Genomic DNA, 12884 nt, shown 5'->3' with positions numbered 1-12884 from the left:
GCCGTAGTCGAGGGAGCGGTCCAGTGGTGCGGAGACCTGGCCTCGGACGGTCTGGGTGACGGTGAAGTCGTTGACGCCGAAGTGGGCCTTGTTCGCGGGGATCGTGATCGTGTAGCGGCCGTTGGTGGCGATGGCGGTGCCGATGGTGTCGCCGTTGCTGTCCTTCACGGTGACCGTTGCGCCGGGGTTGGCGGAGCCGGTGATCGCGGCGGGCAGGTTCTCGTCCGTGGTGTTGAACGCGGCGGTCGCGGTCAGCGGAGCAACCGGCGCCTCGTTGCGGACGGTGACGGTGATGTTGACGCGCTGGGTGAGGCCGCCCTTGCTGGTCTGGAGTGCGTGGAGGTCGTAGACCGCCGGGTTGAGCTGGCGGGTGACGTCCACGGTCCAGGCGCCGTCGGTGATCTTGGTGTCACCGACGGAGGAGCTGTTGCCGCGCATGTCGAGCTTGGCGCCGGTGGCTCCGGTGCCGGTGAAGCGGATGGAGCCGTTGGTGACGGTGGCGCCGTTGGCCGGGGTCTGGATGACCGGGGCTGCGGGGTTGCCGTAGTCGAGGGAGCGGTCGAGTGGTGCGGAGACCTGGCCTCGGACGGTCTGGGTGACGGTGAAGTCGTTGACGCCGAAGTGGGCCTTGTTCGCGGGGATCGTGATCGTGTAGCGGCCGTTGGTGGCGATGGCGGTGCCGATGGTGTCGCCGTTGCTGTCCTTCACGGTGACGGTTGCGCCGGGGTTGGCGGAGCCGGTGATCGCGGCGGGCAGGTTCTCGTCCGTGGTGTTGAACGCGGCGGTCGCGGTCAGCGGAGCAACCGGCGCCTCGTCGGTGATCGTGATCGTGATCGGGACCTGCGTCGTGAGTCCGCCCTTGGTGGTCTGCACGGCGCGCAGGTTGTAGACGTTGTTCGACAGGTCGATCGTCACCGGTGCGTTCCAGACACCGTCGGTGACGGTACCGGTCGCGATGGCTCGGACGGAACCGCGGACGTCGATGCGGGCGCCCTCGTCACCGGTACCGGTGAAGGTCAGGCCGTCCTTCTGGACCGTCGAGCCGTTCGCCGGGCTGGTGATGCGGATCGGTGCCGGCATGCCGTAGTCGAGCGAGACGTCCTTCTCGGGCGAGGTCGTGTCGTTCTTCGTCTGGGTCACGGTGAAGTCGTTGACGCCGGTGTGGGCGAACGACGGCGGGACCGGGATCGAGTACTTCCCGTCGACTGCCTCGGTGCGGCCGACCTCGTTGCCGAGGCTGTCCTTGACGATCACGGTCGCGCCCGTGGTGGCGTCGCCGGAGATCGTCGCGGGCTTGGTGACGTCGTCATCGAACGCGCCGACCGCGGTGAGCTCGGTCGTGAGCGGGTTCGTCGCGACCGTGAAGGAGACCTTCTCGGTGCTCGGTGCCCCGGTGAGCGGGGTCTGGATCACGTCGAACTCGTAGGAGCCGTCTGCGAGGTCCGCGGTCGCGGGGACGCTCCAGGCGCCGTCCTTCACGACGGTGGTCGCGATGAGGTTGTCGTCGGCGTCGCGGATCTCGATCGTGGCACCCTCGTCGCCGGTACCCGAGAACACCGGGCGCTTGGAGTCGACTGTGGAGCCGTCGGCCGGCGTGGTGACGACGAGCGCGTCCGGTGCGGGAACCTCGGCGGCTTCGACCGTGGCCTGCGTGGTGCTGGTGGTGTTGAACGCTCCCTCGGTGGCGGTACCGCTGAGCACGGTGCGCATCGGGAAGGTGCCGGCCTCGGCGTCCTCGGGCGTGTTCACGTCGATGTTCCAGCGCATCAGGGATGCGTCGGGCAGGTTCCAGCCCGTGGTGGTGGTCGCGAAGTCGTACGTGTACTTCGTGCCGTCCTCGGAGCGGACTCCGTTGGTCAGAGTCATGGCCGAGTTCGTCCAGCTGTCGTCACCCGGCTTCTTGAACGAACCCTCGATCGTGCCCTGGTCCGCGGCGAAGGTGGTGCCCTCGGGAGCGGTGAACTCGACCTTGCCCTGCGGGCGGCTGATCGAACCGTTCGTCTTGAAGAGAGACTCCACCGAGGTGACCTCACCACGCTCGAGCGTGACTGCGGTGCCGTCCTGGCCGGAGATCGCGGCGTCGTTGATCACGACGTCGAGGTCCTTCGAGTCGTGCTCCTCGCCGTCGATCTCCTGCGCCACGTGGAGTGCGTTCGTGCCGCGCTCCAGGCCGTCGACCGTGATGCTCCACGCACCGGTCTCGGCGTCGGCCTCGGTGCTCTCGTCGCCGATCGTGATCGTCGCGCCCGGAGTTGCGGTACCCGAGATCACGGCGGACTTGCCTGCGTGGTCGATCGAAGCGATGTCGGCCACGAGGTCGACGACGTTGGTCTCGATGGTGGTGGTCGTCGTGCCCTCAGCCAGGAAGTCGCCCTTGCTGCTGGTGCCCGGCATGGAGAACTCCATTGCGTCGGAACCGGCGGGAGCGTCCTCGTCAGCGGTCACGCCGACCATGAAGCGGTACTGCTCGTCGGCGGGGTGGTTCGCGGCCCACTCGGCATCGAACGTGATGGTCTTGCCGTCATTCGACCGCGAACCGTCGGTCAGCGGGACGGACGTGGTGTTCGCCCAGTCGTCCTCTCCGACGTCACGCATCTGGCCCTGGACCGTGGCCTGCTGGTCGAACGTGGTGCCTTCGGGTGCGTCGAGCGTGACCGTGCCGTCGGTGTTCGTGCGCGCCTCGCGGTTCTCGACCACGAACGGCACCGGGGTGCTCTCGCCGCGCTCGAGCTCGATCGGGCCCTGGTCGACACCGACGAGCGTGCCGCCCTCGACGATCGTCGCGGTGACAGTCTTCTCGTCGACCCGCGCGTTGTTGAAGCGCTGCGTCGCGGTGAGGGAGTTCGCCCCGACTGAGAGCCCTTCGACGGTCATCGACCAGTTGCCGCTCGAGTTGACGTCGACGGTCTTGTTGCCGATCGTCACCGTGCCGTTCGGCGTTGCCGTACCCGACACCTCAGCGGTCCTCGCGATGTTGTTCACCTTCGTCACCTGCGCGGTCATGGCTCGGGTGCTCGGGAAAATCTCATCGTACGTCGCGAGTTCGTAACCTGTCTGGCCTTTCCCAAGCCATGCTGGCTCATTCGAGTACGGCCAGATACCGATCCGGGAAGAACCCTCCCAGAGGGTGCCGCCACTGAGGTTGATCTGCACCGCGTTGCCGCAAGATCCAACGGTGTAGTCGTGGGTGAAGCCCGACGGTGCCGGGACAATGCACGAGGATCCGATCTTGAGCTCGCCAGTACCCGTAGTGAATGTTGCAGTCGCAGCAGCCGCTTTCGCGGCGGCGAGCGATGAATGGGCTGTGGCGCTGAGATTGGATCCGACAGCCCACCAGGTCGAGTTAGATCTGGACTTCATCACGAACTTGCCGGAGGCGGTGGCCTGGGTCGAGATCGACCGGGGCTCGGGCGAAGCGATCGCCGTTGCTGCACCGAATGACAGGCCGGACACGATGGTGGCAGCGGCCAGCCCGGCCGCACCCATGGACTTGAGGGCAGTCGATGCCCTCTTCTTGTGAGACATGTGCATCTTTCAGGACAGGCCGCGCGACGGCGGCTGTGCGGGAAGGGGCACGCCCGTGGACAGACTCCAACGGCGCATGTGTATTCAGAATATCACGTGAAATACCAACATACGAACGTGCTACCTCGCGGGCGTCCCGGCTGGGAGTTGAGTGGGATTGGCGCAGGTCTGTGCTCCCTGAAGTTGACTCCAGGTGACTCAGGAGTAGGGTTGAGTCCATCGGACGCAAGTCCAACGACTTACCCCCAAGCAAGAGGAGCAACACATGGGACGTGCAGTAGGCATCGACCTCGGAACCACCAACTCCGTCGTCTCCGTTCTCGAAGGTGGCGAGCCCACCGTCATCGCCAATGCCGAGGGCATGCGCACCACGCCGTCGATCGTGGCGTTCACGAAGGACGGCGAGGTCCTGGTCGGCGAGACCGCCAAGCGCCAGGCCGTGACGAACGTCGACCGCACCATCGCGTCGGTCAAGCGTCACGTCGGCACCGACTGGACCACCGAGATCGACGGCAAGAAGTACACGCCGCAGGAGATCTCGGCCCGCACCCTCGGCAAGCTCAAGCGCGACGCCGAGCAGTACCTCGGCGAAGACGTCACGGACGCGGTCATCACCGTTCCGGCGTACTTCAACGACGCCGAGCGTCAGGCCACGAAGGACGCCGGTGAGATCGCCGGCCTCAACGTCCTCCGCATCATCAACGAGCCGACCGCGGCCGCACTGGCCTACGGCCTCGACAAGGGCAAGGAAGACGAGCTCATCCTGGTCTTCGACCTCGGTGGTGGCACGTTCGACGTCTCCCTGCTCGAGGTGGGCAAGGACGACGACTTCTCGACGATCCAGGTCCGCGCGACCTCCGGTGACAACCGCCTCGGTGGCGACGACTGGGACCAGCGCATCGTCGACTACCTGGTCAAGAAGTTCAAGGACGAGCACGGCGTCGACCTGTCCACGGACAAGATCGCCAAGCAGCGCCTGAAGGAAGCGGCTGAGCAGGCCAAGAAGGAGCTGTCGTCGCAGATGTCGGCGAACATCCAGCTCCCGTACCTGACGCTCACCGCCGAGGGCCCGCTGAACCTGGACGAGACCATCTCGCGCGCACAGTTCGAGCAGATGACCTCCGACCTGCTCGACCGCACCAAGAAGCCGTTCAACGACGTCATCAAGGAAGCCGGTGTCTCGGTCAACGACATCGCGCACGTGGTGCTCGTCGGTGGCTCGACCCGTATGCCCGCCGTGGCCGAGGTCGTCAAGTCGCTGACCGGTGGCAAGTCCCCGAACCAGGGCGTCAACCCGGACGAGGTCGTCGCCGTCGGTGCCGCGCTGCAGGCCGGTGTGCTGAAGGGCGAGCGCAAGGACGTCCTGCTCATCGACGTCACGCCGCTGTCGCTCGGCATCGAGACCAAGGGCGGCCTGATGACGAAGCTCATCGACCGCAACACCGCGATCCCGACCAAGCGGAGCGAGACCTTCACGACCGCTGACGACAACCAGCCGTCGGTCGCCATCCAGGTCTTCCAGGGCGAGCGCGAGTTCACCCGGGACAACAAGCCGCTCGGCACCTTCGAGCTCACCGGCATCGCCCCGGCTCCCCGTGGTGTGCCGCAGGTCGAGGTCACCTTCGACATCGACGCCAACGGCATCGTGCACGTGTCCGCCAAGGACAAGGGCACCGGCAAGGAGCAGTCGATGGTCATCTCCGGCGGCTCGTCGCTGCCGAAGGAGGACATCGAGCGCATGGTCCGCGAAGCCGAGGAGCACGCCGCCGAGGACAAGGCACGTCGCGAGGCCAACGAGCGTCGCAACCAGGCCGAGCAGCTCGTCTACTCGATCGAGAAGCTCATCAAGGAGAACGACGAGAAGCTCCCCGCGGACGTCAAGTCCGAGGTGCAGGCCGATGTCGACGCGCTCAAGTCCGCTCTTGCGGGCGAGGACGACGACGCCGTGAAGACCGCCTTCGACAAGCTCAACGAGTCGCAGGGCAAGCTCGGCCAGGCCATCTACAGCCAGCAGGACGCAGCAGCCGGCGCCGCCGGTGGCGAGCAGCCCGCGGGTGAGCAGCCGGCCGACGACGAGGACATCGTCGACGCCGAGGTCGTGGACGACGAGGACGACAAGGACAAGAAGTAACGATGACGGATCCCAAGGACAACGCGCCCCACGAGGACGAGCCCCAGGTCGAGGGCGACGCCACGAACGCGGCCGAGCCCGAGGACCTCATCGAGGCGGAGGGGCCCGACGTCGAAGTACCGACGGACGGCCCCGCCGCCGGGGGCCCGGCGGCCGAAGCAGCGAACGACCTCTCCCCGGAGGACGAAGCGCTGCTCGCCGACGCAGCCCGCGGCATCGCCGAGGACAAGCTCAGCACCGAGGACCGTGACCTCGTCGCCGAGATGCGTGCGGACATGCTCCGTGCGCAGGCCGAGCTGGTGAACTTCCGGAAGCGCGTCGAGCGTGACCGGGAGGCCAACCGCGAGGTCGCCATCGCCGAAGTGGTGCGGGCCCTGCTGCCGGCGCTCGACGACCTCACCCGGGCCGAGGCCCACGGTGACCTCGCCGAGGGGCCGATGCAGGTCATCGGCCAGAAGATCCGCGGGGGCTTCGAGAAGTTCAAGCTCGTGCAGATCGGCGAGAAGGGCGAGGCGTTCGACCCGAACATCCACGAGGCGATCGTCCAGCTCCCCACCCCGGGCGCCACCGGACAGACCGTCGCGGACGTCGTCGAGCCGGGCTACAAGCTCGGTGAGCGCGTTCTCCGCGCGGCCAAGGTCGCGGTGGCGGTCCCGGCCTGAGCCGGGTCCCCACGGTGACGACAGAAGAAGGCAGGTGATCCATGGCCAGTCAGGATTGGTTCGACAAGGACTTCTACAAGGTCCTCGGCGTGTCCAAGGACGCCTCCGACGCCGAGCTGAAGAAGACGTACCGGAAGCTCGCGCGGCAGTTCCACCCGGACTCCAACCCGGGTGACGCCGCCGCCGAGAACCGCTTCAAGGAGATCAGCGAGGCGTACTCGGTGCTCTCCGACAAGGAGCAGCGCCAGGAGTACGACCAGGTCCGCGCCATGGGCTCCGGCGCCCGCTTCACAGCGGGCGGCGGGGGCCAGGGCGGCTTCGAGGACGTCTTCGGCGGGATGTTCGGGCAGCAGGGCGGCGGCGGACAGCGTGTCCGCTTCGGCCAGGGTGGCCCCGGCGGTGCCGGTGGATTCGAGGACATCCTCGGCGGGATGTTCGGCGGAGGTGGCGGCTTCGGCCAGACCTCCGGCGGCTACCGCGGTTTCGGCGGGCCGACGAAGGGCCGCGACGTCACGGCGTCGACGACCCTCGACTTCACCACGGCGATCGCCGGTGACACCGTCAAGCTGTCGCAGGGCAACGGCCGACCGGTGAACGTCCGCATCCCCGCGGGCGTCGCCGACGGTCAGAAGATCCGTCTGCGCGGCCGCGGCGAGCCCTCGCCCGATGGCGGAGAGGCCGGTGACCTCGTGGTCGCCGTGTCGGTGCGGAAGCACCCGGTGTTCGAGCGCGACGGGCTCAACCTGCGCGTGGACGTCCCCGTGACGTTCACCGAGGCAGCGCTCGGCGCGACGATCGAGGTCCCGACGCTCGGCGGTTCGCCCGTGAAGCTCAAGGTCGCCCCCGGCACGCCGTCGGGTCGCGTCCTGCGCGTCAAGGGCCGCGGCGTCACGACGAAGAACGGCACGGGCGACCTGCTCGCGACCGTCCAGGTCGCGGTGCCGTCGCACCTGTCGGACAAGCAGCGCGAGGCCGTCGAGGCACTCGCGGCTGCGCTGCCCGACGAGAACCCCCGCGAGGACCTCCTCGCCAAGGCGCGCGACTAGCGTCGCGCACGCAATGCAGTAGACCCGGCCTGGAGGAACGGCGCGGCTTCCTGACGGACGCTCGCCGTTCCTCCAGGCTGGTTTCCACCCCACGCGGACGACGGAAAGGAACGCGCCATGACCGACATGGACGAGAACTCGCCCGTCTTCGCGATCGCGGTCGCTGCGGAGCTCGCCGAGATGCACCCGCAGACGCTGCGGCAGTACGACCGGCTCGGCCTGGTCGTGCCGGGTCGCACCCGGGGTGGGTCGCGGCGGTACTCGATGCGCGATGTCGTGCAGTTGCGCGAGATCGCGCGACTCGGCTCCGAGGGGGTGTCGCTGGAGGGGATCCGGCGGGTGCTCGACCTGGAGAACGAGAACAAGGCGCTGCGCGACCGGGTGCGCGAACTCGAGTCGGCGTTGGCCGACCAGCTCATCAACCGGCCCGGTGCGCGGGTCTTCGCCGCCACCGCGAGTGGTGCGGCGATCTCGCTCAAGGCGGGGTCGCGGCCGCAGCGGAACACGCAGATCGTCCTGTACCGCGGACCGCGCTGACGGGGATCGACAGGCGAACGCCCCCGGTGACCGAGTGGTCACCGGGGGCGTTCTGTGTGGGCTGTGTGGCTTACTTGACGGTGAAGCGGACGGGGAGCTCGCTGGTGGCGTTGCCGGGCGTGGTCTGCTTCGCGGTGAGGGCGTAGCTGCCACGGCCGAGGTCGATGTTCGACGCCACGCTCCACTTGCCGTCGGCGTTGACCTCGGCGGTCGCGACGACGCGGGAGGTGCCGCGGATCTCGATCGTCGAGCCGGCCTGGCCGGTGCCGGTGAAGGTGGGGCGGGGTCCGGTGGTGGTGCCGTTCATCCCGGGGGACGTGACCGTCAACGGCGCTGCCGTGGCGGTGACGGAGAAGCGGACGGGGGCTTCGCTGGTGGCGTTGCCGGTGGTGGTCTGCTTCGCGGTGAGGGCGTAGCTGCCGCGGCCGAGGTCGATGCTCGACGTGGCGCTCCACTTGCCGTCGGCGTTGACCTCGGCGGTCCCGACGACGCGGGAGGTGCCGCGGATCTCGATCGTGGACCCGGCCTGGCCCGTGCCGGTGAAGGTGGGGCGGGGGCCGGAGGCGGTGCCGTTCATCCCGGGGGACGTGACCACGAGCGGTGCGACGGCGTCGTCTTCGGTGGTGAAGGCGATGTTGCGCATCACCGAGGAGCGTCCGTCGGCGGTGGTCTGCGTGAACGTGACCTCGTACCCGTCCTTGCTGGTCAGGTCGGCGGTGGCGTCCCAGGTGCCCACGCCCGACCGTGCGCCGTCTGCCTTCGTCTCGAAGAGTCGCTGGCCGCGCTGGTCGGTCGCGGTGATCGTCGCGCCGGCCTCGGCGGTGCCGGCGAACGCCCGCTTGCCCGGCGTGTAGTCGTTCTCGTCCGCGAGGCCCTCGACCCGCAGGAGGCGGGGAAGCGCAACGCGCTCCGATGTCCCGCTGAAGTCGCGGCCGTTGAAGACCAGGTTGACCATGTCGAGCTGCTTGCCGGTCGCGGCGGCGGCGATCGTGTAGCTCCACACCGCATCGGCGCGGGTGGTGTGCCCGACGACGCGGTCTCCGTCGAGGATCCAGAGCCCAGGAGCGTCATCGCGCTCCCCGACCACCTGGACGCGCCCGTCCGGGTAGACGAACACGGACCGGAGGGACGGTGCGGCGGCAGTCGGGTCGATCGGCAGCTGCTCGAGCGCGACGGGCACGCGGGCCGAGGAGGTGCCGTCGGCGGTGCGTCCGACGACGTAGACCGTGGAGCCGACGCGGTCCTGCGGGAGCCGAGCGGAGTAGCCGGTCTCGCCGAGGCTGGCGTCGGCGATGGTGGAGCCGGCTTCGTCCTGCACGACGACCGAGTCGACGTCCTCAGCGACGGAACCCGCCACGACGAACGACCCGTCGAGGACGCGCCCCTTCTGCACGACCGTCGGCGCCTGCGGCGCCTCCGATGCCGCCGGCGAGAACCGCACGTCGCGGAGCTCGTTCTTCCGACCGTCGGTCGTCGTCTGCGTGAGGGTGATCACGTGGTCGGAGTCGGCGAGGTCGGCATCGGCGTTCCAGGTGCCGGTCCCGTTGCGTGCCCCGCTGACCTCGGTCGTGAACAGGGTGGCGCCCGAGGTGGTGTCCTTCGCGACGATCGTGGCACCGGCGGTCGCACTGCCGGCGAAGTGGGTGGTGCCGGGCGTGAACGTGTTCTGCTGCTGCAGTCCGTCGATCTTGATGGTGCGGGGGATCGGGGTGCGCTCGCCGCGGGTCTGGGTGCCGTCGGCGGCGGTGTGGACGCGGATCGCTTCGAGCGGTTCGTCCTTGTGGCGGTCCTGCACGACGAGGAAGAAGATGCCGGTGGTGCTCCGGTCGTACACCTGGTTGCCGCTGACGAGCCAGACGTCGTCGCCACCACCGGCTCGTCCGCCGACGATGCGGGATGACCACGGGGTGCTCCAGTCGATGGAGAAGCGCAGTGCCTCCAGCGAGGGATCGACGGGGATGGAATCGAAGTCCGGAAGAGTCTCCTGCACGGTGGAGTCCGACGACGAGGCGGCTGCGGGAGTGGCGGTGGCAGCGGTGGCGGCCGCGGGCGTCAGCAAGCCGAAGCCGAGGGAAGCGGTGAGGACGCCGCAGACGACCGCGGCGCTCCGGAACGATGTGGATGCCATTGAGGGCTCCTTCTGGTGGGGGGACTCCCAGTGTATTGACATGTGAAATACACAGGCTGTTGATATCGCGAGTGCAATCACCATGCGCTTCGCCGCGGGCTGTCGCCGGGTACGCTGACGCGGTGCCAGACTTCGCCGACCTCTTCCGCCGACGCGACGACGACGCGCCCGACCTCATCGCGATCGACGGCACCGACCGCTTCCTGCTCGACGAGGCACCGCACGTGCACGGCGACGCGCTCCGGCAGCCGGGCGAGGTCGCGGTCGTCGATGATCGGCACGGGGTGCTGACGCTCGGCCTCATCACGCAGTACGGCGCGAGCGACATCCGGGTCGTCCAGGACTCCCTGGTGGGGGAGCGCGCACTCGAGGCCAACGCCGGCACCTTCGGACTCCGTGGGTTCCACCACCCCGACTCGTTCGAGGCTGCGTTCCGCGACGTCCGGCTGGTCGTGCTGCGGCTGTCGAAGTCGCACGACCGACTGGACGAGATCGCCCGCGCCGTCGCCCGCTTCGCCGCGCCCGACGTCGTGTTGCTCTGCGGCGGCAACGTCAAGTACATGAACCTGTCGCAGAACGACGTGCTGCGCCGGTCGTTCGGCGACGTCACTGCCTCGCGTGGCCGGGGCAAGTCGCGGCTGCTCATCGCGCAGGACCCGCTCCGCGCCCAGGCCACCCGTGCCGCGACCACGAACCCCTGGCCCCGGTCGGTGCACGTCGACGACCTCGGCATGACCCTGGTCGCGCACGGTGGCGTGTTCGCGGGGACGTCGCTCGACCAGGGCACGCGGGTGCTCCTCGACGCGATGGACCGAGCGGTCCCCACCGCGCGCACGGTCGTGGACCTGGGGAGTGGCAACGGCGTGATCGCAGCGGCGACCGCGCTGCGCCGACCGAACGTCCGCGTGGTCGCCACCGACGTGTCGCGGATCGCGGTGGAGTCGACGCGCGCGACGGCGGAGGCCAACGGGGTCGCCGACCGGGTGACGGTGCTGCGGACCGACGCGGGCGACGAGCTCGCCGAGGGGTCCGCGCAGCTGGTGCTGTGCAACCCGCCGTTCCACGCGGACACGGCGGTGACCACGGACACCGCCGAGGCGATGTTCCGGAACGCGGCCACGATCCTCCAGGCCGGCGGTGAACTGTGGTGCGTCTGGAACACGCACCTGCGCTACCGGCCGGTCCTCTCGCGCCTGGTCGGGCCGACCCGCGAGGTCGTCCGGACCCCCAAGTTCACGGTCACGGCCTCGGTCGCGACGAACCGCTGACGGCAACGGACGGCGAGAGCCGCCCGGGCTGACCCGGACGGCTCTCGCGACGTGCTGCTGTGCTGGGATCGATCAGGCCGGCACGTAGTCGAACGTGTCGGGGTCGGGACCCGTGCGGTGGCCCTTGTCGAGGCCGGTGATGTCCGTCATGTCCTCGTCCGAGAGCTCGAAGTCGAAGATCGCGAAGTTCTCCTCGACGCGGGCGCGCGTGACGGACTTCGGGAACACGATGTCGCCGCGCTGGATGTGCCAACGGAGGACGACCTGCGCCGGGGACTTGCCGACCGACGAGGCGATGCGGGTGATGGTCTCGTCGTCGAGCACGAGGCCCTGCGCGATCGGGGACCACGCCTCGGTCGCGATGCCGTGCTCACGGTTGTAGGCGCGGAGTTCGTCCTGCGCCAGGTACGGGTGCACCTCGATCTGGTTCACGGCCGGGGTGATGGTCGTCTCGGCGGCGAGGCGGTTGAGGTGGTTGGTCTGGAAGTTCGAGACACCGATCGACCGGGCGGTACCGGCGGCGTAGAGCTCCTCGAAGGCCTTCCACGTCGGCACGAAGTCCGAGACGGTGGGCAGGGGCCAGTGGATGAGGAAGAGGTCGGTGTAGCCGCCGAGCAGCTCGGCCGACTTCTTGCCGTTCTCCAGCGCAGCCTCGGGGTCGTGGAAGCCGTTGTTGAGCTTCGAGGTGACGAAGATCTCCTCACGCGGGATGCCGGACGCAGCGATCGCCTCACCGACCTCCTTCTCGTTGCCGTACATCTCGGCGGTGTCGATGTGGCGGTAGCCGACCTCGAGCGCAGCCAGCGTGGCGGCCTTCGTCTCGGAGGGGTCGATCTGGAAGACGCCGAAGCCGAGCTGCGGGATGGTCTTGCCGTCGTTCAGGGTGATGTTCGGAACGGTCATGGACCCATGCAACCAAACGCTCCTCAGCGCGCATTCCGCCGACACCCAGGAACGGCGAGCCCGGGCGCGCCGCTCGGGCTGCGCCGCGCGGGCTGCGCAGCTCAGGAGAGCGCAGCCGTGATGTACGCCTGCAGTGCCTGCCCGTACGCGATCGCGGGCACCTCGGACGCGAAGCTGCGGTCGACGCCCCCGATCGTCGCGGTCACCGTGAAGACCACGCGCCCGCCGACCGGCACCCGGGTCAGCCCGATGAACGACGGCCCGAGCAGGTCGCGCAGCTGGTCCTCGCGGGGCAGCCAGAGCGACTCCGACGCGGTGACCGAGTCGAGGGCCCACTCCGTGGTGCCGTTGAAGCCGAGGATCGTGCCGGTGGGGGAGTCGTGCCGTTCGACGGTCATCTCGGACACCGTGTAGACGTCGTCGTCGATGCCGGGCTTGTCGATCACGAACCGGTCCCCGGTCTCGGGGTGCCAGCGGAGGCCGGCGTCACGGAGGGACCTGGCGAGTTCGACGGTGATCACGTTCCCACCTTGCCCGCGCGACCCGCCCCTGTCACCACCTAGGTTGCCGAAAGCATCCCGTACTAGCATCGCCGAGCACCCCTCGCGCGAGCGCACCCCGTTCGCGCGCGCGGCGTGACGACGCCCGGGCAACCGGTGCCGCGCCTCCAGGCCGTGGGACCGG

The 12884-nt window shown here is 68.9% G+C and carries 10 protein-coding genes; 6 read left to right on the top strand and 4 right to left on the bottom strand.

Features of this window, described 5'->3' with window-relative positions:
* Positions 1 to 3003, bottom strand: a 3003-nt coding sequence (locus tag H489_RS24720; protein ID WP_020381107.1) for an Ig-like domain-containing protein, incomplete at its 3' end; no start/stop codon positions are given.
* A gap of 226 nt (positions 3004 to 3229) precedes the next feature.
* On the opposite strand from H489_RS24720, the gene H489_RS24715 reads away from it, so the two are divergent.
* From H489_RS24715 to H489_RS24695, 5 genes are all read left to right on the top strand, one after another.
* Entirely contained in the window at positions 3230 to 3520 is a 291-nt protein-coding gene (locus H489_RS24715) for a hypothetical protein (protein WP_139179641.1), read from the top strand.
* Between the two features lie 270 nt (positions 3521 to 3790).
* Positions 3791 to 5656, top strand: a complete 1866-nt coding sequence (dnaK, locus tag H489_RS24710; RefSeq protein ID WP_017886379.1) for a molecular chaperone DnaK — start codon at positions 3791 to 3793, stop codon at positions 5654 to 5656.
* 2 nt (positions 5657 to 5658) lie between these two features.
* Complete coding sequence (locus H489_RS24705) at positions 5659 to 6318, top strand: nucleotide exchange factor GrpE (protein WP_017886378.1); 660 nt, start codon at positions 5659 to 5661, stop codon at positions 6316 to 6318.
* A 41-nt stretch (positions 6319 to 6359) separates the two neighbouring features.
* On the top strand, positions 6360 to 7364 hold the full coding sequence (locus H489_RS24700; RefSeq protein WP_017886377.1) for a DnaJ C-terminal domain-containing protein: 1005 nt from the start codon (positions 6360 to 6362) through the stop codon (positions 7362 to 7364).
* Positions 7365 to 7490: 126 nt separating this feature from the next.
* Positions 7491 to 7901 (top strand): heat shock protein transcriptional repressor HspR, encoded by a 411-nt coding sequence (locus tag H489_RS24695; RefSeq protein WP_027464889.1) that lies wholly within the window; start codon positions 7491 to 7493, stop codon positions 7899 to 7901.
* A gap of 70 nt (positions 7902 to 7971) precedes the next feature.
* On the opposite strand, the gene H489_RS24690 is transcribed toward H489_RS24695, so the two are convergent.
* On the bottom strand, positions 7972 to 10029 hold the full coding sequence (locus H489_RS24690) for an Ig-like domain-containing protein (protein ID WP_017886375.1): 2058 nt from the start codon (positions 10027 to 10029) through the stop codon (positions 7972 to 7974).
* 122 nt (positions 10030 to 10151) lie between these two features.
* Between H489_RS24690 and H489_RS24685 the strand changes: the two genes are divergently transcribed.
* Positions 10152 to 11297 carry a class I SAM-dependent methyltransferase gene (locus H489_RS24685; protein ID WP_017886374.1) on the top strand — a complete coding sequence of 382 codons (1146 nt, stop codon included), beginning with the start codon at positions 10152 to 10154 and terminating at the stop codon, positions 11295 to 11297.
* 72 nt (positions 11298 to 11369) lie between these two features.
* Here the strand turns inward: H489_RS24685 and H489_RS24680 are convergent, their stop codons facing one another.
* Positions 11370 to 12200 carry an aldo/keto reductase gene (locus H489_RS24680; RefSeq protein ID WP_017886373.1) on the bottom strand — a complete coding sequence of 277 codons (831 nt, stop codon included), beginning with the start codon at positions 12198 to 12200 and terminating at the stop codon, positions 11370 to 11372.
* Between the two features lie 101 nt (positions 12201 to 12301).
* Positions 12302 to 12721 carry a hypothetical protein gene (locus H489_RS24675; RefSeq protein WP_017886372.1) on the bottom strand — a complete coding sequence of 140 codons (420 nt, stop codon included), beginning with the start codon at positions 12719 to 12721 and terminating at the stop codon, positions 12302 to 12304.
* Positions 12722 to 12884 lie beyond the last annotated feature (163 nt).

It is taken from the genome of Curtobacterium flaccumfaciens UCD-AKU, assembly GCF_000349565.1.
GTDB classification, from domain to species: domain Bacteria; phylum Actinomycetota; class Actinomycetes; order Actinomycetales; family Microbacteriaceae; genus Curtobacterium; species Curtobacterium poinsettiae.
This window is presented reverse-complemented; position numbering and strand designations above follow the sequence as displayed.